Below are 22,633 nucleotides of genomic sequence, written 5' to 3' on the forward strand. Positions count from 1 at the left end.
CGACAGGCATAAAAAAGCCCGGCCAGCGCGAACGCTGACCGGGCCCGGGATCGCGGGGTAAGAACCTTAGCCCAGCTGCTTACGCGCGTTGCGGAAAATGCGCATCCACGGGCTGTCCTCGCCCCAGTTTTCCGGGTGCCAGGAGTTGCTCACCGTGCGGAACACGCGCTCCGGGTGAGGCATCATGATGGTGACGCGACCGCTTTCGGTGGTGACCGCCGTGATACCGTTCGCCGAGCCGTTCGGGTTCGCCGGATAGGTTTGCGTGACCTTACCGAAGTTATCGACAAAGCGCAGCGCCACCAGGCCTTTGCTTTCAAGCTCGGCCAGGTGTGCGGCGTTACGCACTTCAATCTGGCCTTCACCGTGGGACACCGCGATAGGCATCTGCGAGCCCATCATTCCCTGCAGCAGCAGAGAAGGGCTTTGCGTCACTTCCACCAGGCTGAAGCGAGCCTCGAAGCGGTCGGACTGGTTGCGCACGAAGCGCGGCCAGGCCTCGCTACCCGGGATCAGCTCGCGCAGGTTAGACATCATCTGGCAGCCGTTACACACGCCCAGCGCCAGCGTCTGCGGACGGTGGAAGAAGGTTTCGAACTCGTCGCGCACGCGGCTGTTGAACAGGATGGACTTCGCCCAGCCTTCACCCGCGCCCAGCACGTCACCGTAAGAGAAGCCGCCGCAGGCCACCAGCGCCTGGAAATCTTCCAGACCGGTACGCCCCGCCAGCAGGTCGCTCATGTGAACGTCGATGGCGTCAAAGCCCGCGCGGTGGAAGGCAGCCGCCATCTCAACGTGGGAGTTCACGCCCTGCTCGCGCAGAACCGCCACCTTCGGACGGGCGCCGGTCGCGATGTACGGCGCGGCGATGTCTTCGCTGATGTCGAAGGAGAGCTTCACGTTCAGGCCCGGATCGCTGTCGTTCGCCTTGGCGCTATGCTCCTGGTCGGCACATTCCGGGTTATCGCGCAGACGCTGCATCTGCCAGGTGGTTTCTGCCCACCACATGCGCAGCGTGGTGCGGCTTTCGCTGAAGACCGCATGGCCGTCCGCTTCAATCACGAAGCGATCGCCCTGCACCGCTTTACCCAGATAGTGCACGCAGTCGGCCAGGCCGTGCTGCGCCAGCAGCGCTTCCACCGCCTCACGATCCGCCGCACGCACCTGAATCACCGCGCCCAGCTCTTCGTTGAACAGCGCCGCCAGGCGGTCGTCGCCGAGCGTGGCAATGTTGGCTTCCACGCCGCAGTGGCCGGTGAAGGCCATTTCTGCCAGCGTCACCAGCAGGCCGCCGTCGGAGCGGTCGTGGTAGGCCAGCAGCTTGCGCTGCGCCACCAGCGCCTGGATCGCGTCGTAGAAGCCTTTCAGCTGCGCGACGTCGCGCACGTCGGCAGGCTTGTCGCCAAGCTGACGGTAAACCTGCGCCAGCGCGGTCGCCCCCAGCGCGTTGTGGCCCTTGCCGAGGTCAATCAGCAGCAGGGCGTTGTCTTCGGTAGACAGCTGCGGCGTGACGGTGTGGCGCACGTCTTCCACGCGCGCAAACGCGGTGATCACCAGCGACAGCGGAGAGGTCATCTCGCGCTGCTCGCTACCTTCCTGCCAGCGGGTTTTCATCGACATAGAGTCTTTACCCACCGGAATGGTCAGGCCGAGCGCAGGACACAGCTCTTCCCCTACCGCCTTCACGGCTTCGTACAGGCCAGCGTCTTCGCCCGGGTGACCGGCAGCGGCCATCCAGTTTGCGGAGAGCTTAATGCGTTTGATATCGCCAATCTGCGTGGCGGCAATGTTGGTCAGCGCTTCGCCCACGGCCAGACGCGCGGAGGCGGCGAAGTCCAGCAGCGCCACCGGGGTGCGTTCGCCGAGCGCCATCGCTTCGCCGTAGTAGCTGTCGAGGCTGGCGGTGGTCACGGCGCAGTTTGCCACCGGGATCTGCCACGGGCCGACCATCTGATCGCGCGACACCATGCCGGTAACGGTACGGTCGCCGATGGTCACGAGGAAGGTTTTCTCTGCCACCGCCGGGAGGTGCAGCACGCGGTTAACCGCGTCGGCCACGGTAATGTCCTGACGATCCAGCGCCTTGCCCGCCGCTTTGCGGGTGGTGACGTCGCGGGTCATCTTCGGCGTTTTGCCGAGCAGCACGTCCAGCGGCAGATCGATCGGCTGGTTGTCGAAATGGGTGTCGCTTAAGGAGAGATGCTGCTCTTCGGTGGCTTCACCGATCACCGCATACGGCGCGCGCTCGCGGCGGCACAGCTCGTCAAACAGCGGCAGCTGGTCAGCGGCAACCGCCAGCACGTAGCGCTCCTGGGATTCGTTACACCAGATTTCCAGCGGGCTCATGCCCGGCTCATCGCTCAGGATGTCGCGCAGGTTGAAGCGCCCGCCGCGCCCGCCGTCGCTCACCAGCTCCGGCATGGCGTTAGATAGCCCGCCCGCGCCCACGTCGTGAATAAACAGGATTGGGTTGGCATCGCCAAGCTGCCAGCAGCGGTCGATCACCTCCTGGCAACGACGCTCCATTTCCGGGTTGTCGCGCTGAACGGAGGCGAAGTCGAGATCGGCATCAGACTGGCCGGACGCCATAGACGACGCCGCGCCGCCGCCCAGGCCGATGTTCATCGCCGGGCCGCCGAGCACGATCAGCTTCGCGCCTACGACGATCTCGCCCTTTTGCACGTGATCTTCACGGATGTTGCCGATCCCGCCCGCCAGCATGATTGGCTTGTGGTAGCCGCGCAGCTCTTCGCCGTTGTGGCTGTCGACCTTCTCTTCGTAGGTACGGAAGTAGCCGTTCAGCGCCGGGCGACCAAATTCGTTGTTGAACGCCGCGCCGCCCAGCGGGCCTTCGGTCATGATGTCCAGCGCGGTCACGATGCGCTCCGGCTTGCCGAAGTCTTCTTCCCACGGCTGTTCGAAGCCCGGAATACGCAGGTTAGACACGGAGAAGCCCACCAACCCGGCTTTTGGTTTCGCACCGCGGCCCGTTGCTCCTTCGTCGCGGATTTCACCGCCGGAGCCCGTCGCCGCGCCCGGCCACGGAGAGATCGCCGTCGGGTGGTTGTGCGTTTCTACCTTCATCAGGATATGCGCAGGCTCCTGATGGAAGTCATAGCGCGCTGCTTCACGGTCGGCGAAGAAGCGGCCCACCTCGGAACCTTCCATCACCGCGGCGTTGTCTTTATAGGCAGACAGCACGTGGTCAGGGGTTTTCTCCATGGTGTTTTTGATCATTTTGAACAGCGACTTCGGCTGCTGTTCGCCGTCGATAATCCAGTCGGCGTTGAAAATCTTGTGGCGGCAGTGCTCGGAGTTGGCCTGCGCAAACATGTAGAGTTCGATGTCGTTCGGGTTGCGGTTCAGCTTAACGAACGCGTCCTGCAGGTAGTCGATTTCGTCTTCTGCCAGCGCCAGGCCCAGACGCAGGTTGGCGTCAATCAGCGCCTGACGGCCTTCACCCAGCAGATCCACGCTCTGTACCGGCGCAGGCTGGTGATGGGAGAAGAGCTTCTGCGCGTCGTCCAGAGAGGTGAACACGCTCTCCATCATGCGGTCGTGCAGCTCAGCGGCCACCGCCTGCCACTGTTCAGCCGTCAGCGTTGACGCTTCGACGTAGTACGCCACGCCGCGCTCCAGACGGGTAATCTGGTTCAGGCCGCAGTTGTGGGCGATGTCGGTGGCTTTAGAAGACCAGGGGGAGATGGTGCCAGGGCGAGGCGTCGCCAGGATCAGTTTGCCGGTCGCCGTATGGCTGCTCAGGCTTGGGCCGTACTTGAGAAGGCGTTCAAGCTGGACGCGTTCCTCTGCATTGAGCGGAGCATTCAGGTCAGCAAAATGGACATACTCAGCGTAAATATTGCTTACCGGAAGGTCGGCTGCCTGAAAACGTGCCAGCAGTTTGTTGATACGGAAGGCAGACAGTGCAGGCGAACCACGCAGAATTTCCATCATAAGTCTCTCGTCTTCGAAGCGCCGGGGCGCTTACAGTGTGCGCAAGGGGGGAAAACGGGCGTCATTATAGAGAATCCTGAGCGCCGACGAAACCGTTTGCGTCGAAATAAAATCTGCGGCGCCGTTTATCAATAGATGTGACCTGTCTCTCTTATTGGTTGCCAACTGGCGCAACTTTGCGCAAAATGCCGCACATTCAATGGCAAACCCTATTCTTAACATGGCTACAGCATACTGAGGCAACCGGCGTCGCAGAGAATTAACTAATTGAAAAAATTAAAGATTAATTATCTGCTCATCGGCATAGTGACGTTGCTGCTGGCAGTGGCCCTCTGGCCTTCTATCCCCTGGTTCGGCAAAGCCGAAAACCGCATCGCCGCCATTCAGGCGCGGGGAGAGCTGCGCGTCAGTACCCTGGTCTCCCCGCTGATTTACAGCGATATCAACGGCAAAGTGATTGGCCTGGACTACGAGCTGGCCCAGCAGTTTGCCGACTACCTGGGCGTGAAGCTCAAAATCACCGTTCGCCAGAACATCAGCCAGCTGTTCGACGATCTCGACAACGACGATGCCGATATCCTCGCCGCCGGGCTGGTCTATAACAACGAGCGCAGCAAAAACTACCAGCCGGGGCCGACCTACTACTCGGTGTCGCAGCAGCTGGTCTATCGGGTCGGCAGCCTGCGCCCGCGCACGCTTGCCGATATCACCGAACAGCAGCTCACCATCGCGCCGGGCAGCGTAGCGGTTGGCGACCTGAGCGCGCTTAAAGAGAAGAAATACCCCGACCTGAGCTGGAAGGTTGATCCAAAGCTTGGCACCACCGCCCTGCTGGAGCAGGTCAAAGACAAAAAACTGGCCTACACCATCGCGGACTCTGTGGCCATTAGCCTTTTCCAGCGCGTTCACCCGGAAATCGCCGTGGCGCTCGACGTGACCGACGAGCAGCCCGTAACCTGGTTTAGCCAGCTCGACGACGACCAAACCCTGTCAGCCGCGATGCTCGATTTCTTTAACATCATGAATGAAGACGGCACCCTGGCGCGCCTGGAGGAGAAATATCTGGGCCACGGGGATGACTTCGACTATGTCGATACCCGCAGCTTCCTGCGCGCGGTGGACAGCGTGCTGCCCGACCTTCAGCCGCTGTTTGAGAAATACGCCCAGGAGATCGACTGGCGTCTGCTGGCGGCCATCTCGTATCAGGAATCCCACTGGGATACCCAGGCCACCTCCCCGACCGGCGTGCGCGGCCTGATGATGCTGACCAAAAACACCGCCCAGAGCCTCGGCCTGACCGACCGCACCGACGCCGAGCAGAGCATCAGCGGCGGCGCGCGCTATTTACAGGACATGATGACCAAAGTACCGGACACGGTGCCGGAAGAAGAGCGCATCTGGTTTGCGCTGGCGGCCTATAACATGGGCTACGCGCACATGCTGGATGCCCGCGCCCTGACGGCAAAAACGAAGGGAAATCCCGACAGCTGGTCAGACGTAAAGCAGCGCCTGCCGCTGCTCAGCCAGAAGCCCTGGTACAACAAGCTGACCTACGGCTACGCGCGCGGGCACGAGGCCTATGCCTATGTGGAGAATATCCGTAAGTATCAGATAAGCCTGGTGGGGTATTTGCTGGAGAAAGAGAAGGAAGCCGCCGAGGCGCAGCAGCTGGCGCAGAGCTATCCGGTGGTGGCACCGGACGAGCTTAATCGCCCGCCTGCTTCAATTCTGCCTTTTGTTGCTTTTTCTGCTGCCGGCGCATTCGAAAGAAGTCACTCAATAGCCCCGAACACTCTGGTGCAAGCACCCCACCGATAGTCTTCACCTGGTGGTTCATTCCAGGATGCCCAAGCACGTCCATCAGCGACCCCGCCGCGCCGGTTTTTTCATCCCGCGCGCCGAAAACTAATGTTCCAATACGGCTGTGCACCATCGCGCCTGAGCACATTACGCAGGGCTCAAGGGTGACGTACAGCGTGGTGTCGAGCAGTCGGTAGTTTTGCAGCACCAGTCCGCCCTGACGCAGCGCCATGATCTCCGCGTGCGCGGTAGGATCGTGGCGGCCAATCGGGCGGTTCCACCCTTCCCCGATCACCTGATTGTTATGAACGAGAACCGCGCCCACGGGCACTTCGCCCTCTTCCCAGGCACGTTGAGCCAGCGTGAGCGCATGGCGCATCCAGTATTCATGATTCAGTTCGGGGATGGACAAGGGTTGATACTCCAGTCTAAAAGCGGGCGGCATTATACACATCCGCCCCTGATAAGACTATTCGAGCTGCTGAAGTTCCCCTGCGGGAGTAACGCGCCAGCGGTGCTGGCAGAAATAGAGCAGCGGGTTGTCCTGCTTGCTGTCGCTGTAGCCGCTGTACAGGCGCAGCGGCGTGCCGATACGCTTTTCCAGCTGCACCACCTTTTCATGCCCGAGGCAGCGCATCGTCAGCACCCAGCCGCCGTACCCGCGCGTGACCTGAGTGGCGATGAGGTTAACCCGCGGCAGCCAGGGCGTATCGAAATAGACCTGTTCCACCAGCGGCTGCGGCGAGCCGGTAATGAGCCAGATATCCGCATCGTTTTCGGAAAGGTAGTTGGTGAGCCTTTGCTGGACAACGGGAAACGCGGTCACGTGACCGCGAAACCACTGCACAAAATCCTGCTCCAGCTGCTTGAGGCGCGCCTCGCTGTGTCCGAAGGTGCAGCCCCACAGCAGGAGGCTCATCGGCCAGCGGGCGGCGCGGCCTTTAATCAGCAGCGCCAGGCCAATCGCGGGTAACAGAGGCAGTACGAGCAACGCATTCAGTGGCTGTCGCCGCAGCAGGTAACGCATAAACGTTCCGAACATATCCTGCTGGTGCAGCGTTCCATCCAGATCGAAAAAGACAACGCGACGCTCGTGATTAGCCAAACCTTACTCCTCTGGGTCGTTGAATCCTAACAGCCAGGTAAACATGAACCCGGCGATCACCGCTACCAAATAGCCTAACAGATAGAGCATGACTTTTCCGGTCACGATGGTTAATGCCAGCGGTAAACCGGAGATCCCGAAGGTAATAACCGTTGCCACTTTCCAGTAGCTGATCAGCGCACCGCCTACCGCGCCGCCAAGACAGGCCGCGAGGAACGGTTTACCGAGCGGCAGCGTCACGCCGAAAATCAGCGGTTCGCCAATGCCGAGTAATCCCACCGGCAGCGCACCTTTGATGACCTTTTTCAGCCGCGCGTTGCGGGTCTTCATCAGAACCGCAATCGCCGCGCCCACCTGCCCCACGCCCGCCATCGACAAAATCGGCAGCAGTGCGTTGTAGCCGTGCGCCTGCACCAGCTCGACGTGGATCGGCACCAGCCCCTGATGCAGCCCGGTCAGCACCAGCGGCAGGAAGGTGCCCGACAGCACCGCCCCCACCAGCAACCCGCCGCGATCGATCGCCAGGGACGCCCCGTGGGCAATCGCCTCGGAGATCCAGCCGCCCAGCGGCTGCAGGGCAACAATCGCCACGCTGCCGGTGATGAGCGTGGTAAGCAGCGGGTTGAGGATAAGCTCAATCGAGCCGGGCAGCAGGGTGCGCAGCTTTTTCTCAATCCAGCACATCAGGATCACCACCAGCAGCACCGCGATAACGCCGCCGCGGCCCGGCTGGAGCGCCTCGCCAAACAGCGTAATTTGCGCCAGCTGCGGGCTGGAGAGGATCCCCGCCATCACCCCGCCCATCGCCAGCGAGCCGCCAAACACCTTCGCGGCGTTGACCCCCACCAGAATGTTCATGATGGCAAACACCGCGCTGCCGAATATCCCGAGAATGCCCAGCATGTTCGGATACTGGGTGGCAAAATCCCCGACGATATCCGGGCGCTTGAGGATATTAATAATTCCGGTAATTAGCCCCGAGGCAATAAACGCCGGGATCAGCGGAATAAAGACGTTGGCCAGCTGTCGCAGCGCATCGCTCATCGGAGCCTTGTACTTTGCTTTAGCCTGGGCTTTGGTACGCTCGGCGTCGTCAAAGGTGGCCGCTGCTTCACCGCCCATCTGCGCGCGCATGGCATCTACCACCTGCGCGGCCTTGCCCGGGCCGACAATCAGCTGGTGCTGCTGCCCCTGCTTCACGTACCCGCTCACGCCGGGGAGCTGCTTCAGGCGAGCCAGATCGAGCTGGTCGTCGTCATGCACCTCGACGCGCACGCGCGTCATGCAATTCTCCAGACGCTGAATGTTCTTCTTCCCGCCGATCCCCTGCAAAATCCCGCTGGCGAGCGCTGCTGTTTTTTCCATAGACGCCTCTGTTTTAGTTTTCTAATGCCGCCCGTAAGAATCCCTGATGCGCATCGAGCTTCGCTTTCGCAGCGGCTGCATCCAGCCCGCTTAAGATCATCAGAATGGCCGGTTTTACGCTGTAATCGGTCTGTTTAAGTACGCTTTCGGCCTCGTCGCGGCTGGCACCCGTGGCTTCCACCACCATGCGGCAGGCGCGGTCCACCAGCTTGACGTTGGTGGCCTGCATGTCCACCATCAGGTTCTGGTACACCTTGCCGAATTTAACCATCGCGCCGGTTGAAATCATGTTGAGCACCAGCTTTTGCGCGGTGCCGGACTTCAGGCGCGTGGAGCCGGTCAGCGCCTCGGGCCCGACCACTGGGGAGATGGCAATTGCCGCCACCTGCGCAATCGGCGAGCCCGGGTTGCAGGAGATCGCAACAGTGGTACAGCCCGTACGGTTGGCGTACTCCAGGCCGCCAATCACGTAGGGCGTGCGCCCGGATGCCGCCAGCCCAACCACCAGATCCTGCGCGGTCAGGTTCAACGCCCGTAGATCGTCTTCACCGAGCTGTTTGTTGTCTTCCGCCCCCTCGACGGCTTTCAGCAGCGCGCCCGGGCCGCCGGCAATCAGGCCAATCACCAGACCGTGCGGCACGCCGAAGGTTGGCGGGCATTCGGATGCGTCCAGCACCCCAAGACGCCCGCTGGTGCCCGCGCCCATATAGATAATGCGACCGCCGGCTTTCAGCGCGGTTGCCGCGGCATCCACGGCTTTTGCCACATCCGGTAATGTCTCTTTCACTGCCTGCGCGACCAGCGTATCCTGTTGATTAAAACGGCTAACCAGCTCAAGGGTGGATAGCGCGTCCAGATCCATCGTTTGGGGATTACGCGTTTCAGAAACCAGGGAACCAAGATTCATCTTTTTTACCTCAAGAATTTTTAATTCATAATAATCACACTATAATGGAATATAAAATTCATTCAGGCGAGCAAAACTCTTATTTGCAGCAGCAATCACACTTTCGCCAGGAGAACGTATGAACTGTTTGATCCGCATTCGCCAGCGCTACGCAGGCTTTGCCCAGAGCGACAAAAAGCTGGCGGATTTTCTGCTGTCGCAGCCCGATCGTGCCCGCCATCTCAGCTCCCAGCAGCTGGCGAGCGAGGCCGGCGTAAGCCAGTCGAGCGTGGTGAAATTTGCCCAGAAGATTGGCTTTAAGGGCTTTCCGGCGCTGAAGCTGGCGCTGAGCGAAGCGCTGGTCAGCAACCCGAATCCCCAGTCAATGCCGGTGCATAACCAGATCCGCGGCGATGACCCGATGCGTCTGGTCGGCGAGAAGCTGATTAAAGAGAACGTGGCGGCGATGCACGCCACCCTCGACGTCAACACCGAAGAGAAGCTGCTCGAAAGCGTGGCGATGCTGCGCGGCGCGCGGCGCATCGTGCTGACCGGGATCGGCGCGTCCGGCCTGGTGGCGCGCAACTTTGGCTGGAAGCTGACCAAGATCGGCTATAACGCCATCGTCGAGCTGGATATGCACGCCCTGCTGGCAACGGTGCAGGCGATGGATCCTGACGATCTGCTGCTGGCTATCTCCTATACCGGCGAGCGCCGGGAGATCAACATGGCCACCGACGAAGCCCTGCGCGTGGGCGGGAAAATCCTCGCCATCACCGGGTTTACTCCGAATGCGCTGCAGCAGCGCGCGACGCGCTGCCTGTATACCATCGCAGAGGAGCAGGCCACCCGCAGCGCGGCGATTTCGTCCACCAGCGCGCAGATGATGCTGACGGATCTGCTGTTTATGGCGCTGGTTCAGCAGGATCTGGAACATGCCCCGGAACGCATTCGCCACAGCGAAGAGCTGGTAAAAAAGCTGGTTTGAGCAGGGATTGAGCGTATAATGCCCGCCCTGTTTGTGTTGTTTCTGAGAATTTCCCGATGGCGCTGTTAATCACCAAAAAATGCATCAATTGCGATATGTGCGAACCCGAATGCCCGAACCAGGCGATTTCGATGGGTGACAGCATTTATGAGATTAACAGCGACCGCTGTACGGAATGCATCGGCCATTACGAAACGCCGACCTGTCAGAAAGTGTGCCCGATCCCCAATACCATCCTGAAGGATCCGGCACATCCTGAAAACGAAGAGCAGCTGTGGGATAAGTTTGTGCTGCTGCACCACGCCGACAAACTCTAGCTTTCGATAATCACCGTCGCGCTGGCGTAGTGGCGCTCGTCGGCGATGGTGACGTGGATATGCGCCACGCCGAGTTTTTCCGCCAGCTTTTGCGCTTCGCCCCATAACCGCAGGCGCGGTTTGCCCAGCTCATCGTTAAACACTTCGAACTGATTAAACGCCAGACCGTTACGGATGCCGGTGCCAAAGGCCTTGGCTGCCGCCTCTTTTACCGCAAAGCGTTTTGCCAGAAAACGCACCGGCTGCTGATGCGTTTCCCAGATGGCCCATTCGTTGTCGCTCAATACGCGCCTTGCCAGGCGATCGCCGCTGCGGGCGATCACCGCTTCAATACGGGCTATTTCAACGATGTCCGTGCCTAAGCCCAGAATAGCCATTACTGACGCGCTTCCAGCATCAGGCGCTTCATCTCAGACACCGCCTCTTTCAGGCCGCTCATCACCGCACGGCCAATAATAGCGTGGCCGATATTCAGCTCGTGCATTTCCGGCAGCGCGGCAATGGCTTTGACGTTGTGGTAGGTCAGACCGTGTCCGGCGTTCACTTTCAGCCCCAGGCTGGCGGCGTAGGTCGCGGCTTTAGCAATACGCTCCAGCTCTTTGGCCTGAGTGGCTTCGTCTTCGGCGTCAGCGTAGCAGCCGGTGTGAATTTCGATATAAGGCGCGCCCACTTCCGCCGCAGCTTTGATTTGCTCAGCATCGGCGTCAATAAACAGGGAAACCAGAATGCCCGCATCGGCAAGACGCTTGCAGGCATCGCGCATTTTGTCGCGCTGACCGGCCACGTCCAGCCCGCCTTCGGTGGTCACTTCCTGACGCTTTTCCGGCACCAGGCAGCAGAAGTGCGGCTTCGTGTCGCAGGCAATCGTCAGCATCTCTTCGGTGACCGCCATCTCCAGATTCATGCGGGTATCCAGCGTCTGGCGCAGGATACGCACGTCGCGATCGGTGATGTGGCGACGATCTTCGCGCAGGTGAACGGTAATGCCGTCGGCGCCAGCCTGCTCGGCGATAAATGCCGCCTGAACCGGATCGGGATACGCCGTGCCGCGCGCGTTGCGCAGGGTGGCGATGTGATCAATGTTGACGCCTAACAGTAATTCAGCCATGACAGTCCTCGGTATTTTGGTTCGTTACCCTCCCGCCGGGGAGAGCGTTAATTCTTTGGTTTCGGCATAAACTGCCGGAATAATTCGCGGCTCTTTAAGGGCTTACCGCCAAGATACGGCTTGAGCGCAATTCGGGTAAAGCGTTTTGCCGCACGCAGGGTGTCCAGATCGGGAAACTCGCGCTCGTACAGCGCCCTGAGCTGGCGGCCGGTAAAGGTGTTGTTATCAATGACCACGCTGGCGATAAAGCCTTTTTCTTCCCGGTAGCGGTAGGTCATGGTGTCGTCCACCTCGTCGCCGCTGCCCGCGCAGTGCAGAAAATCCACGCCGTATCCCAGATGCCCCAGCAGGGCCAGTTCAAAACGGCGCAGCGCCGGTTCCGGCGTGCCCGTTGCGCCAGCAAGCGCCTGGATACAGTGCAGATAATCGAAGAAAAGTTCAGAGAAGCGAGTCTCATGTTCAAGAACGCGTGAGATAAGTTCGTTGACGTAAAGACCGCTGTAAAGCGTGATGCCGGAAAGGGGAAGTGCCAGAGAAACGGCTTCAGCGCTGCGCAGGGTTTTGACCTCCCCTCGCCCACCAAAGCGTACCAGCAGAGGCGTAAAAGGCTGCAGAGCGCCTTTCAGGTTAGAACGTTTGGAACGTGCGCCTTTAGCCACAAGGCGCACGCGACCCGACTCTTCCGTGAAGACGTCCAGCATCAGGCTGGTTTCGCTCCAGGGACGACTATGAAGAACGAAGGCGCGCTGCCAACCTTCCATCATATTCGCCGTCTTGAATTACTGATCTTCGCCGTAACCGAGGCTGCGCAGAGCACGCTCGTCATCGGCCCAGCCAGATTTCACCTTCACCCACAGCTCCAGGTGAACCGGCGCTTCAAACATCTCGATCATGTCTTTACGGGCTTCAATACCGATGGTTTTGATTTTGGCGCCTTTGTTGCCAATAACCATCTTCTTCTGCCCTTCGCGCTCAACGAGGATCAGGCCGTTGATGTCGTAACCGCCGCGCTCGTTGGCCTGGAAGCGTTCGATCTCAACGGTCACCGAGTACGGCAGCTCCGCCCCGAGGAAACGCATCAGTTTTTCACGGATGATTTCTGAGGCCATAAAGCGCTGGGAACGGTCGGTGATGTAGTCTTCCGGGAAGTGATGAATCGCTTCCGGCAGATGCTTACGCACGATGCCCGCGATGGTGTCGACGTTCAGGCCGGTCTCAGCAGACAGCGGCACGATATCGAGGAAATTCATCTGGCTGCCCAGCCACTGCAGGTGCGGCAGCAGGTCGGCTTTTTCCTGCACGTTGTCGACTTTGTTCACCGCCAGAATCACCGGGGTTTTGCCGTCGCGCAGTTTGTTCAGCACCATTTCGTCGTCCGGCGTCCAGCGGGTGCCTTCAACCACGAAAATCACCAGCTCAACGTCGCCGATGGAGCTGCTCGCCGCCTTGTTCATCAGGCGGTTAATGGCGCGTTTCTCTTCCATATGCAGGCCCGGGGTATCGACGTAAATCGCCTGATACGCGCCTTCGGTATGGATCCCCACGATGCGGTGACGCGTGGTCTGCGCCTTGCGTGAGGTGATCGAAATCTTCTGACCCAGCAGATTATTCAGCAGGGTGGATTTGCCGACGTTCGGACGTCCGACGATGGCAATAAATCCGCAATATGTCTTGTCGTTGCTCATTCCAGCTCCAGTATTTTTAACGCCTGTTCGGCGGCAGCCTGTTCCGCCTTGCGACGGCTAGAACCTGTGCCAACCACCGGTTCACTCAGGCCACTGACCTGGCAATGAATGGTAAATTCCTGATCGTGTGCTTCGCCACGCACCTGCACCACCAGATAAGACGGCAGCGGGAGATGACGACCCTGCAAATATTCCTGCAGGCGAGTTTTCGGATCTTTTTGCTTATCGCCCGGGCTGATTTCGTCCAGACGCGTCTGATACCAGTTCAGGATGAGCTTTTCTACGGTCTGGATATCGCTGTCCAGGAAAACGCCACCGATTAATGCTTCGACCGTATCGGCAAGAATAGATTCACGGCGGAAACCGCCGCTTTTCAGTTCGCCCGGCCCAAGACGCAGACATTCGCCCAGTTCAAATTCGCGCGCGATTTCCGCAAGGGTATTACCCCGAACCAGCGTGGCGCGCATGCGGCTCATATCACCTTCGTCCACACGCGGGAAACGATGGTAAAGCGCATTTGCAATCACGAAACTTAAAATCGAGTCGCCGAGAAATTCAAGACGTTCGTTATGTTTGCTGCTGGCACTGCGATGGGTTAATGCCTGTTGCAACAACTCCTGATGAGTAAAAGTGTAGCCCAGCTTCCGTTGAAGCCGATTAATTACGATGGGGTTCATGCGATACCAATAAATGAATGCGTCAAAAATGCAGCACACGAAACCGACCTGAGAAAACCAACGCGGTTTCGTGTGCCGTGGCACCCTTGCAGGGCCAACCTTAAACTTCGGGGGAATATTCTATACACAACGACAGGGGATGTCGTTAGTTCGAGGAGATTTATCGCTTAAATAATTCACGTAGCCACTAATTAAAGTGGCTACGCGTCTATTTAATGAGAATTAATGGATTCCGCCAATACGATTCAGGCGAACGCCGGTCGGCCATTCGCCTTCCTGCTTCTCAAAACTCATCCAGATTGCGGTCGCTTTACCCACCAGATTCGCTTCCGGCACAAAGCCCCAGTAACGGCTGTCCGCGGAGTTATCGCGGTTGTCACCCATCATGAAGTAGTGTCCCGGCGGCACAATCCAGCTCGCCAGCTGCTGGCCCGGCTGTTTGAAGTACATACCGACCTGATCCTGCGCAATCGGCACGGTCAGAATGCGGTGCGTGACGTCACCCAGCGTTTCTTTGCGCTCAACCAGACGAATGCCGTTATCTTTAGATTCGTCTTTCGGCACCTGGAAGAAACCGCTGGTCGCTTCGCCGCCGTTACGACGGGCAAAGGTCTGCACAAAATCACTTGGCTCGACGTTTGAGTAAGTGATTGGCAGCGCGTTTTCACACGCCGTGCCGGAGCTGCAGCCTGGCTGCACGGTCACTTCTTTCGCCACCGGATCGTAAGTGACTTTGTCACCCGGCAGACCGACAGCGCGCTTGATGTAGTCAAGGCGCGGATCTTCCGGATATTTAAAGACCACAATGTCACCGCGTTTCGGATGACCGGTTTCGATCAGCGTTTTCTGGTAGATCGGATCTTTAATGCCGTAGGCAAACTTCTCGACCAGAATAAAATCACCGATCAGCAGCGTTGGCATCATTGAACCTGACGGGATCTGGAAAGGTTCGTAAATGAACGAACGCACAACCAGCACAATCGCCAGCACCGGGAAGACCGATGCGCCCGTTTCCAGCCAGCCCGGTTTAGGGCCGACTTTTTTCAGGGTCTTCGCATCAATGCCGTCGCCCGTGGCTGCCTGGGCGGCAGCCTGACGTTCACGGCGCTTTGGCGCGAAAATAAACTTATCCAGACACCACAGCAGCCCCGTCACCAGGGTAGCGATGACCAGGATCAGGGCAAACATGTTCGCCATGCCAACTCCTTAAGGTTATTTGCCGTCTTTACCAACGTGAAGAATGGCAAGGAATGCTTCCTGCGGCAGCTCAACGTTACCGACCTGCTTCATACGCTTCTTACCTTCTTTCTGCTTCTGCAGCAGCTTTTTCTTACGGCTCACGTCACCGCCATAGCATTTCGCCAGAACGTTTTTACGCAGCTGTTTTACGGTAGAACGCGCGATGATGTGGTTGCCGATAGCCGCCTGAATCGCGATGTCGAACTGCTGACGCGGGATCAGCTCTTTCATCTTCTCAACCAGCTCACGGCCGCGGTACGGCGCGTTGTCGTTGTGGGTGATCAGCGCCAGCGCATCAACACGCTCGCCGTTGATCAGCACGTCCACGCGCACCATGTTGGAAGCCTGGAAGCGTTTGAAGTTGTAATCCAGCGACGCATAGCCGCGAGAGGTTGACTTCAGACGGTCGAAGAAGTCGAGCACCACTTCCGCCATCGGGATTTCGTAAGTCAGCGCAACCTGGTTACCGTGGTAAACCATGTTGGTCTGCACGCCGCGTTTTTCGATACACAGGGTGATCACGTTGCCGAGGAACTCCTGCGGCAGCAGCATGTGACACTCCGCGATAGGCTCGCGCAGCTCGTGGATGTTGTTCAGCGGCGGCAGCTTGGACGGGCTATCGACATAGATAACTTCTTTCGAGGTGGTTTCAACTTCGTACACTACCGTTGGCGCGGTGGTGATCAGATCCAGATCGTATTCACGCTCCAGACGCTCCTGAATGATCTCCATGTGCAGCAGGCCGAGGAAACCACAGCGGAAGCCGAAGCCCAGCGCCGTTGAACTTTCTGGCTCATAGAACAGGGAGGCATCGTTGAGACTCAGCTTGCCGAGGGCGTCACGGAAGTTCTCGTAATCGTCAGAGCTGACCGGGAACAGACCCGCGTAAACCTGCGGTTTCACCTTTTTAAAGCCAGGCAGCGCTTTGTCCGCCGGGTTACGCGCCAGCGTCAGGGTATCGCCTACCGGCGCGCCGAGGATGTCTTTGATTGCACACACCAGCCAGCCTACCTCGCCGCATTTCAGCTCGGTACGGTCAACCTGTTTTGGCGTGAAGATGCCCAGACGGTCAGCGTTGTAGACCTGCCCGGTGCTCATCACCTTAATCTTGTCGCCTTTACGCATGGTGCCGTTTTTAATACGCACCAGCGAGACTACGCCCAGGTAGTTATCAAACCAGGAGTCGATGATCAGCGCCTGCAGCGGTGCATCCGGGTCACCTTCCGGTGGCGGAATGTCACGCACCAGGCGTTCCAGCACATCGGGCACGCCCACGCCGGTCTTCGCCGAGCAGCGCACGGCGTCGGTCGCATCGATACCTACGATGTCTTCAATCTCTTCTGCAACGCGCTCAGGATCGGCTGCCGGCAGGTCGATTTTGTTCAGAACCGGAACCACTTCCAGATCCATTTCCATCGCGGTATAGCAGTTGGCCAGAGTCTGGGCTTCTACGCCCTGCCCGGCATCCACCACCAGCAGCGCGCCTTCACAGGCCGCCAGCGAGCGGGAAACTTCATAGGAGAAGTCAACGTGGCCTGGGGTGTCGATAAAGTTCAGTTGGTAGGTTTCACCATCGGAGGCTTTATAGTCGAGCGTCACGCTCTGGGCTTTGATGGTAATACCGCGTTCGCGTTCCAGGTCCATGGAGTCCAGAACCTGGGCTGCCATTTCACGATCAGACAGGCCACCGCAAATCTGGATAATACGGTCAGACAGCGTCGACTTACCGTGGTCAATGTGAGCAATGATCGAAAAGTTACGTATGTTCTTCATATAGTTAAATAATTATGCCTTACGAATTCCTGGAGGCCGCTGTTCTTAGCCTGACGTTTTTCAGTGCGAAAACGCAGCATTCTACACTACATCCCCGTAACCTGGAAATGCACTTAGAGGCAAGCATAGCGTGAAGAAACGGCGTTTTCTTACTGGAGATGTAAATAATGATAAAGCCCGGTGAAATCACCGGGCTTCTGAAGAGAGCGTTTCGACGCGAAGCTGGTCTGGCGCGAGCGCCACGCTGAGAATGACGGGCTGCCACTCTTCGCGTGCGGCAAGCTTGTGGGAAAACCCGCGCGCCAGCCCAAAGCCCCCCACGCCACCGAGTGCCGCGCCGCACATTGCGGCCAGGTCGGTGCCGAAAAGCATCTGGAAAACGCCGCCCATCACAAACAGACCCATCAGCGGAGAGAGATACACCAGCATGGCGGAAGTGAGGAGGCTGCCTTCAGTAATCCCCAGCTCGACCTTCTGCCCCGCCACCAGCGGCAGATCGCTTGGCACTGAAATGGTGTGCGAGGTCTGCGGCCCAAGCTTGTTCAGCACGCGGCTGCCGCAGCCGGCTCTGGATGCACAGCTATTGCACGAGGCTTTTACGTCGCAGCTCACCAGCGCGACGCCATCCTGCCACGAAACCACCGTGGCCCACTCTTTAATCATTGTGCAGCCTTGAATTTGATGCTGTCGGAAATGCGCTTCGCCGTTTGCGGCGGCAACTCACCGACAATGGTAATTTCTGCGTTATCGCGCACCGTGGTACTCACCGTGCGGCGCCCGGTACGAAGCATTTGCTCCGCGCTGTTCGCCGTTGCCCGGTTGATGTTTACCGAGAAGCTGAACAGACCATCGGAATAGAGGCGAGACTCCACCGGCGTTTCAATCGTCGGCAGCTGGCGGCGGCTGCTGGACACTTCGCTGAACCCTTGTGGGATCCAGGAAGGCACCCAGTTGAAGTTCACCGAATCACCCGCGGGCACGGACAGGAGCGGCGGCAGGCTGGCTTTCGCCAGATTCTGCATGCTGTTACCGACCTGATTGTTGACGGTGAAGGAGATCACGCGGAACTGTTCCAGCGTTTCGCCGTCACGGTCGAGCAGATCAACGCGCATCGGCAGCTTGGTTTCAGCATCGATCCAGACAATATAGCTGTAGCGCGTGCCATCGCGCGCCACGACGCGGATCACTTCGCACAGGCGGTCGGCAATGCGCGTCCGTCCTACCGAAATAAAATCGTAGAAAGGCGCAAGACGCTTAAAATCTGTGTAGATAAGCGACGGAAGGGAATCAACGATGTAGTCGCCATTAAGCGTGAAAGGCTCAAGACCAGGCTCGAAATAGCTGATTTCGTTGCCACGCTGAACCACTTCCCGGCGCGGGCCATCCATCTGTAAAAGCTGGGCAAGCGGCTGATTATCAAGGCGGGCATGGCGATAGCGTAATGACTCTACGCCCTGCTTATTGATGCTGATAAATGCCAACTCGTAATTGAGTGACTGGCTGGCCAGATTCATTTGCTGCAACAACGCCCCGGATGAAACATCAGCCGAGGCGTTGGCAGAGAAGAACAGGCTACCCGCCATCAGAGACATGGCGAACCAAAGTTGCTTCATTACTGCGATTGCGTTCCTAAAGTTTGGTTTCCTGGCACCTGCACAGCGGCTTGCTGGGTTTGTGCCTGCTCAAACTGAAGCTGTTCGGAGTGCAGACGACGCTGCAGCTCGTAGTCCTGCAGCATCGCATTAATGCGACGGCGCTGCTCCTGCACCTGCTGCTGTTGGCCGCCACTTGCGGACGCATCAGCCGGTACGCCCAGGCTAACCGGGCTGGCTTTACCCATCATCGGCAGTGTGTTAAACACTGGCGCTTCAGGCTGCTGATTGGCTTCAGACTGAGTGTTATAGTGCTGGACGCCAACAATAACTGCAAGCGATACACATGCAGCCACACCCATTTGGGTAAGTTGACTGGCCCAAGGACGCACTTTTTGCCAGAACGGCATTTTCTGCCACTGGTGCGGTGCAGGTTGAGCTTCAGGAATCAGCGGAGTGGTCTGATGAACAGGCTCATTCTCAATCGCCGCCATTACGCGCGCTGAGATGTCGAAATGGAGAACCTCTCCGGTATCACCACGCAGGGTGTCACGGATGAGATGATAACTCTCCCAGGTCTCTTGCATTTCGGGAGATTGAGACAGCTCGTTGAGCAGCTCAGTATCCAGCGTTTCACCATCCATTAAAGCGGAAAGTTTTTCTTTCTGCATGCCTAATACCTTTTCCAGTATCCCGCTATCGTCAACGCCTGATAAGCGGTTGAACTTTATTATCAATAGCTTCTCGCGCACGGAAGATTCGTGACCTTACCGTGCCGACCGGACAATCCATGATAGCGGCTATCTCTTCATAGCTCAGACCATCAAGCTCCCGTAACGTAATTGCCATGCGTAAATCTTCCGGGAGCGACTCGATCGTGCGAAAAACGATTTGTCTCAGTTCTTCTGACAACATTAAGTTCTCAGGGTTCGAAATTTCTTTCAATGCGCCGCCGCTTTCGAAGTTTTCGGCGTCGATTGCGTCCACGTCAGTAGAAGGTGGACGACGGCCCTGAGCGACCAGATAATTCTTTGCTGTATTCACTGCAATACGATACAGCCAGGTATAAAAAGCACTATCTCCCCGGAAAGAATCCAGCGCACGATAGGCCTTAATAAAAGACTCCTGTACTACATCAGGGACGTCCCCTGACGGTACATAGCGGGAAACCAGACTCGCCACTTTATGCTGGTAGCGCACCACCAGTAAGTTAAAGGCTTTCTGATCTCCCTTCTGGACCCGTTCAACCAGGACCTGGTCCGTTAACTGCTCGCTCATCCGAGGTAATGTCTCCCCAAACCTAAATTCCACGCGTTATCGAAACGCCACTCTACAACCATGCACTTTTGAGCAAGCACCGAGTTAGAGCGTCTGTTCTTCAATAAGTTCCGTAACGCCTTTGTTTTTGTTCATCGCGCCGCAGACTGGTCATTTTCTATCATTATAAGTCTGTTCACGATACGCACGCACGTTATGACAAGAATCTGCCTTTTTAACCGTCAGAAGAGTAACGCAACACAGGCTTTATTTCACCACAAAATCTGAAGCTAACGATCTGCTTCGCAAAATATTTTCATAGATTTACCCGCTTTTAACCCCGCAAACGAAGTTTAGTCATTGCAACACGAATTAAAAAAAACGTGCGACATCTCGCATCAGGGTGCTATTCTGACCAAACAATGTTTAGTAAATTAAACAAACATCATGAACACAACACCAGAACTGAATTGCGACGTCCTGATCATCGGTAGCGGTGCCGCCGGGTTATCGCTGGCCCTGCGCCTCGCTGAAAATCAGAAAGTTACCGTGCTCAGCAAAGGGCCAATGAGCGAAGGCTCAACCTTTTACGCGCAGGGCGGTATCGCCGCCGTTTTTGATGAAACTGACAGCATCGCCTCGCACGTGGAAGATACGCTGATTGCCGGGGCGGGAATTGTGGATAAACATGCCGCCGAGTTCGTCGCCAGCAATGCGCGGCATTGCGTGCAGTGGCTCATCGATCAGGGCGTGCTGTTTGATACCCAGATCCAGCCTAACGGCGAAGAGAGCTATCACCTGACCCGCGAAGGCGGGCACAGCCATCGCCGCATCCTTCACGCCGCGGATGCGACGGGGAAAGAGGTTGAAACCACGCTGGTCAGTAAGGCCCTTAGCCACCCGAATATCCAGGTGCTCGAACGCAGCAACGCGGTGGACTTGATCATTTCCGACAAAATTGGCCTGCCCGGCACGCGCCGCGTCGTGGGTGCCTGGGTCTGGAATCGCAATAAAGAGAAGGTTGAAACCTGCCGGGCAAAGGCCGTTGTGCTGGCCACCGGCGGCGCGTCAAAAGTGTATCAGTACACCACCAACCCGGACATCGCCTCGGGCGACGGTATTGCGATGGCCTGGCGCGCGGGCTGCCGCGTCGCTAACCTCGAATTCAATCAGTTCCATCCAACCGCCCTCTTCCACCCGCAGGCGCGCAACTTCTTATTGACCGAAGCCCTGCGCGGTGAAGGCGCTTATCTCAAGCGCCCGGACGGCTCGCGCTTTATGCCGGACTTTGACGAGCGCGGCGAGCTTGCCCCGCGCGATATCGTCGCCCGCGCCATCGACCACGAGATGAAGCGTCTTGGCGTTGACTGCATGTATCTGGACATCAGCCATAAGCCGGCAGAGTTCATTCGCCAGCACTTCCCGATGATTTACGAAAAGCTGCTCGGTCTGGGTATCGATTTAACCCGCGATCCGGTGCCGATTGTTCCCGCAGCGCACTATACCTGCGGCGGCGTAATGGTGGACGATCACGGGCGCACCGACGTTGACGGCCTGTATGCCATCGGTGAAGTGAGCTATACCGGGCTGCACGGCGCTAACCGCATGGCGTCGAACTCGCTGCTCGAGTGCCTGGTTTACGGCTGGTCAGCGGCAGAGGATATTGCGAAGCGGATGCCGTACGCCCGCGAGGCTGAGCATTTACCGGCGTGGGACGAGAGCCGCGTTGAAAATCCAGACGAGCTGGTCGTTATCCAGCACAACTGGCACGAGCTAAGGCTCTTTATGTGGGACTACGTCGGGATTGTGCGCACCACGCGGCGTCTTGAGCGCGCGTTGCGCCGCATCACCATGCTACAGCAGGAAATCGACGAGTATTACGCCAACTTCCGCGTGTCGAATAACCTGCTGGAGCTGCGAAACCTGGTGCAGGTGGCGGAACTGATCGTGCGCTGCGCGATGATGCGCAAAGAGAGCCGCGGCCTGCACTACACCCTGGATTACCCGGAGCAGCTGGCCGAGTCCGGCCCGTCAGTGCTCGCTCCGCTGGCTCACATAAACAGGTAAAACGCCTGGGTCAGGGCAGTGTAATCGTCTGAATAACGCTGGTCTGGCCCGCGGATCACCATCCGGTCGTTAAAGCATTCCCCCTCTTTGGGCGAAAGCGCCAGCAGCACGCGATGGGGCATTCGCCCTTCGGTATCCGCGATATCGGTACGCAAACGCAGCGACCAGCCAATCTCACGGGCAATGTCGATAAACCGATTGCCCGTGCTTTCAGGCAATACCACGCAGAAAAACCCTTCTTCAGAGATTAAATTTGCCGCGCTGGTTAACAGCGCACGATGGTCGAGCGACCCGGTATAGCGGGCCTGTTCGCGCTCGGGCGTGCCGCACTCTACGCCGGGTTCGAAATAGGGAGGGTTGCTGACGATAAGATCGTAACGCGCCGTCTGCTCAACAGCCCAGGTCAACACGTCCGCGCATTGCACCGTAATACGGTCAGCCCAGGGAGACTCCGCCGCGTTTTCACCAGCCTGCTCCGCCGCCTGTGCGTCCAGCTCAACGGCATCAATAGTGACGTGCTGCTCGGTGCGCTGGGCCAGCATCAGCGCCTGCAGCCCGCTTCCGGTGCCGATATCAAGAATGCGTTTTACGCCCGCAACCGGCGCCCAGGCACCCAGTAAAATGCCGTCAGTGCCGACTTTCATGGCGCAGCGGTCGTGAGCGACAAAGAATTGTTTAAAGGTGAAGCCATCGCGGCGCAGCTGCGCTTTGAGTTGAGACATGTGGGAGCAACCTTCTGAATGAAACTGGAGTAGCATAGGGGAAAGCGAAGTGGCCGAAAAGCGATATCCATACAAACAGATGAAGATTACAGCCGTAA

Annotated in this window: 22 protein-coding genes; 4 read left to right on the top strand and 18 right to left on the bottom strand. The window is 58.1% G+C overall.

The window, feature by feature from the left end; genetic code table 11:
• Positions 1-66 precede the first annotated feature (66 nt).
• Positions 67-3,954, bottom strand: a complete 3,888-nt coding sequence (gene purL / locus AB6V08_RS21045; RefSeq protein ID WP_368544743.1) for a phosphoribosylformylglycinamidine synthase — start codon at positions 3,952-3,954, stop codon at positions 67-69.
• A gap of 267 nt (positions 3,955-4,221) precedes the next feature.
• On the opposite strand from purL, the gene mltF reads away from it, so the two are divergent.
• Positions 4,222-5,772, top strand: coding sequence for a membrane-bound lytic murein transglycosylase MltF (gene mltF, locus AB6V08_RS21050; RefSeq protein WP_368544744.1), 1,551 nt, complete (start codon positions 4,222-4,224; stop codon positions 5,770-5,772).
• On the opposite strand, the gene tadA is transcribed toward mltF, so the two are convergent.
• From tadA to murQ, 4 genes are read right to left on the bottom strand one after another with little or no spacing between them, the layout of a single operon-like run.
• Positions 5,660-6,166: a tRNA adenosine(34) deaminase TadA gene (tadA, locus tag AB6V08_RS21055; protein ID WP_368544745.1), complete on the bottom strand. Its 507-nt coding sequence runs from the start codon at positions 6,164-6,166 to the stop codon at positions 5,660-5,662. The two genes, mltF and tadA, sit on opposite strands and share 113 nt — an antisense overlap.
• Positions 6,167-6,223: 57 nt before the next feature.
• A complete protein-coding gene (yfhb, locus tag AB6V08_RS21060; protein ID WP_368544746.1) occupies positions 6,224-6,859 on the bottom strand; it encodes a phosphatidylglycerophosphatase C in 636 nt (211 codons plus the stop codon).
• 3 nt (positions 6,860-6,862) lie between these two features.
• Entirely contained in the window at positions 6,863-8,224 is a 1,362-nt protein-coding gene (locus AB6V08_RS21065; RefSeq protein ID WP_368544747.1) for a PTS transporter subunit EIIC, read from the bottom strand.
• 13 nt (positions 8,225-8,237) lie between these two features.
• Entirely contained in the window at positions 8,238-9,131 is an 894-nt protein-coding gene (gene murQ / locus AB6V08_RS21070; protein ID WP_368544748.1) for an N-acetylmuramic acid 6-phosphate etherase, read from the bottom strand.
• Between the two features lie 118 nt (positions 9,132-9,249).
• Between murQ and AB6V08_RS21075 the strand changes: the two genes are divergently transcribed.
• The gene (locus AB6V08_RS21075) at positions 9,250-10,098 is read left to right on the top strand and encodes a MurR/RpiR family transcriptional regulator (RefSeq protein ID WP_368544749.1); all 849 of its coding nucleotides are present in this window, start codon (positions 9,250-9,252) and stop codon (positions 10,096-10,098) included.
• A gap of 56 nt (positions 10,099-10,154) precedes the next feature.
• Positions 10,155-10,415, top strand: a complete 261-nt coding sequence (locus AB6V08_RS21080; RefSeq protein ID WP_368544750.1) for a YfhL family 4Fe-4S dicluster ferredoxin — start codon at positions 10,155-10,157, stop codon at positions 10,413-10,415.
• Here the strand turns inward: AB6V08_RS21080 and acpS are convergent.
• The 12 genes from acpS to rseD form a co-directional block, all read right to left on the bottom strand.
• Positions 10,412-10,792 carry a holo-ACP synthase gene (gene acpS, locus AB6V08_RS21085; protein WP_368544751.1) on the bottom strand — a complete coding sequence of 127 codons (381 nt, stop codon included), beginning with the start codon at positions 10,790-10,792 and terminating at the stop codon, positions 10,412-10,414. The two genes, AB6V08_RS21080 and acpS, sit on opposite strands and share 4 nt — an antisense overlap.
• Positions 10,792-11,523 (bottom strand): pyridoxine 5'-phosphate synthase, encoded by a 732-nt coding sequence (pdxJ, locus tag AB6V08_RS21090; RefSeq protein ID WP_368544752.1) that lies wholly within the window; start codon positions 11,521-11,523, stop codon positions 10,792-10,794. Before pdxJ ends, acpS begins: the two co-directional genes overlap by 1 nt.
• Before the next feature lie 47 nt (positions 11,524-11,570).
• Positions 11,571-12,284 (bottom strand): DNA repair protein RecO, encoded by a 714-nt coding sequence (gene recO / locus AB6V08_RS21095; protein ID WP_368544771.1) that lies wholly within the window; start codon positions 12,282-12,284, stop codon positions 11,571-11,573.
• Between the two features lie 18 nt (positions 12,285-12,302).
• Positions 12,303-13,208, bottom strand: coding sequence for a GTPase Era (era, locus tag AB6V08_RS21100; protein ID WP_368544753.1), 906 nt, complete (start codon positions 13,206-13,208; stop codon positions 12,303-12,305).
• A complete protein-coding gene (gene rnc / locus AB6V08_RS21105) occupies positions 13,205-13,885 on the bottom strand; it encodes a ribonuclease III (RefSeq protein ID WP_368544754.1) in 681 nt (226 codons plus the stop codon). Before rnc ends, era begins: the two co-directional genes overlap by 4 nt.
• 222 nt (positions 13,886-14,107) lie before the next feature.
• A complete protein-coding gene (gene lepB / locus AB6V08_RS21110) occupies positions 14,108-15,082 on the bottom strand; it encodes a signal peptidase I (RefSeq protein ID WP_368544755.1) in 975 nt (324 codons plus the stop codon).
• Between the two features lie 15 nt (positions 15,083-15,097).
• Positions 15,098-16,897 carry a translation elongation factor 4 gene (gene lepA / locus AB6V08_RS21115; protein ID WP_368544756.1) on the bottom strand — a complete coding sequence of 600 codons (1,800 nt, stop codon included), beginning with the start codon at positions 16,895-16,897 and terminating at the stop codon, positions 15,098-15,100.
• 186 nt (positions 16,898-17,083) lie between these two features.
• On the bottom strand, positions 17,084-17,560 hold the full coding sequence (gene rseC, locus AB6V08_RS21120) for a SoxR-reducing system protein RseC (RefSeq protein WP_368544757.1): 477 nt from the start codon (positions 17,558-17,560) through the stop codon (positions 17,084-17,086).
• On the bottom strand, positions 17,557-18,510 hold the full coding sequence (rseB, locus tag AB6V08_RS21125; protein ID WP_368544758.1) for a sigma-E factor regulatory protein RseB: 954 nt from the start codon (positions 18,508-18,510) through the stop codon (positions 17,557-17,559). The genes rseC and rseB overlap by 4 nt, the downstream gene beginning before the upstream one ends.
• Positions 18,510-19,160, bottom strand: a complete 651-nt coding sequence (gene rseA / locus AB6V08_RS21130; protein ID WP_368544759.1) for an anti-sigma-E factor RseA — start codon at positions 19,158-19,160, stop codon at positions 18,510-18,512. The genes rseB and rseA overlap by 1 nt, the downstream gene beginning before the upstream one ends.
• A 31-nt stretch (positions 19,161-19,191) precedes the next feature.
• A complete protein-coding gene (gene rpoE / locus AB6V08_RS21135; protein WP_059312568.1) occupies positions 19,192-19,767 on the bottom strand; it encodes an RNA polymerase sigma factor RpoE in 576 nt (191 codons plus the stop codon).
• Positions 19,764-19,829, bottom strand: coding sequence for a rpoE leader peptide RseD (gene rseD, locus AB6V08_RS21140; RefSeq protein ID WP_368544772.1), 66 nt, complete (start codon positions 19,827-19,829; stop codon positions 19,764-19,766). Before rseD ends, rpoE begins: the two co-directional genes overlap by 4 nt.
• Before the next feature lie 364 nt (positions 19,830-20,193).
• Here rseD and nadB point away from each other — a divergent pair, with 364 nt between their 5' ends.
• Positions 20,194-21,813, top strand: coding sequence for an L-aspartate oxidase (gene nadB / locus AB6V08_RS21145; RefSeq protein WP_368544760.1), 1,620 nt, complete (start codon positions 20,194-20,196; stop codon positions 21,811-21,813).
• On the opposite strand, the gene trmN is transcribed toward nadB, so the two are convergent.
• Complete coding sequence (gene trmN / locus AB6V08_RS21150; RefSeq protein ID WP_368544761.1) at positions 21,798-22,535, bottom strand: tRNA(1)(Val) (adenine(37)-N(6))-methyltransferase TrmN; 738 nt, start codon at positions 22,533-22,535, stop codon at positions 21,798-21,800. The genes nadB and trmN overlap by 16 nt on opposite strands.
• Positions 22,536-22,633: the final 98 nt, after the last annotated feature.

Source organism: Enterobacter soli (assembly GCF_964208575.1).
GTDB lineage: Bacteria > Pseudomonadota > Gammaproteobacteria > Enterobacterales > Enterobacteriaceae > Enterobacter > Enterobacter soli_A.